Origin of the sequence: Bartonella sp. AP65SXKL (assembly GCF_042195725.1) — a bacterium.
In the GTDB taxonomy this organism is placed as follows: Bacteria; Pseudomonadota; Alphaproteobacteria; order Rhizobiales; family Rhizobiaceae; genus Bartonella.
In genome coordinates this window covers 1-751 of record NZ_JBHIOW010000089.1, presented here as the reverse complement: position 1 = coordinate 751, position 751 = coordinate 1, and the positions used below count along the sequence as shown (strand labels likewise).

The following is a 751-nucleotide window of genomic DNA, read 5'->3' as shown; positions in this document are numbered from 1 at the left end:
TTAAAGAGCTTTGCAATACATCAAATATATCATGACCATGTTTTTTATATTTTATAAACCTGATACCTTTTTATTTTTCAATTGCACTATAAAAAATACGTGGTGCACTATTCCAAACCCATTTTTTAACATCAGGTGTCATCGCTATCGTGTGATACGTCTGATAGATAAAAGCATAAGGTCCTTTCTGCATAAATTCACGTTGCAAATCAGCATACATTTGCGCCCGTTTTTTGGGATCTTTTTGAAACAACGCATCTTGAACCTTTTGATTCATAGTTTCATCCAAATACCCATGGCACCAACTCGCATAGCCTGTATTTTTAGCCTCAAGCCGATTATCTGGATTATAAATAAGACGTGAAGCCATTGTATGGGGGTCCCCAGAGCCATTATTCCATCCGAAAAAAATCGTATCAAAACCACGCGCATAAAATTTTGAAAACAACTGCGTACCTACAAAACGTTCAATTTTAAAACGTACTCCAACTTTTTTTGCATTGTCTTGGAGAGACTGAGCAATAGGCAAAGCAAAAGGATAAGGAGAGGCACCGGCAAAAATACTGGCCTCAAAACCATCCGGATAACCGGCTTCCGTTAAAAGTTGCTTTGCTTTTTGGAGATCAAGTTTAAAGGGTTGTCCCTCTTTTTCATCCAAAGCTCCAAGATTACCAAGAGGAATAAAACTTGCACGTGGAATACCAACATCTTTGAGAAGAGTCTTACCGAGTCCTTCATAGTCAATAAGATA

The 751-nt window shown here is 37.7% G+C and carries 1 protein-coding gene; it reads right to left on the bottom strand.

Translation table 11 applies throughout. From position 1 onward, the window contains the following. Positions 1–70: 70 nt before the first annotated feature. A partial coding sequence (locus ACFIMP_RS09825) for an ABC transporter substrate-binding protein (protein WP_375686345.1) occupies positions 71–751 on the bottom strand: 681 nt, incomplete at its 5' end.